Origin of the sequence: Colwellia ponticola, assembly GCF_005885605.1 — a bacterium.
GTDB lineage: Bacteria > Pseudomonadota > Gammaproteobacteria > Enterobacterales > Alteromonadaceae > Colwellia > Colwellia ponticola.
The window spans coordinates 1-453 of sequence record NZ_SZVP01000117.1 but is presented as its reverse complement, the minus strand read 5'-3'; the positions used below and the strand labels follow the sequence as shown (position 1 = coordinate 453).

The following is a 453-nucleotide window of genomic DNA, read 5'->3' as shown; positions in this document are numbered from 1 at the left end:
TTTAAACAATAACAACAGTACTTGGAAAACAAATACATTGGCTAAATACGTACGGTAAGCATAAACAGACAACCATTTAAACAATGGTAATTTTGGCGAATCGTTTACAATCATTTTTGAAGCGCCCATGAAGACAGCAAAGATGATGACTAAACTGTACAAACTTTGGATCGTATTCAAGTAAGGCGCATTCGCAAAGCTCAAGTCTCCTGGATGTGCGAGCAATGAACGGACAGAAAAGAACGCGATAACTAAGCCAACAGGTAAGAAAAGATAACGTACTCTGTCCAAATATTGATAGACTTTTTCGTGATAAACAAATGCGGCTACCCCATAAATCCCGTAAATCATGAAACTAGCAACAAACCGATCTAACAAGTACCAGCTGTCATGATAAGGACCAGTCAATACTTGTGTTTGATAGAACAGATACCATGCAACATATAAAATCGT

Annotated in this window: 1 protein-coding gene; it reads right to left on the bottom strand. The window is 37.5% G+C overall.

The annotated features are described in order from the left end of the window. Window positions 1–453, bottom strand: a 453-nt coding sequence (locus FCS21_RS17785; protein WP_222927993.1) for a hypothetical protein, incomplete at both ends; no start/stop codon positions are given.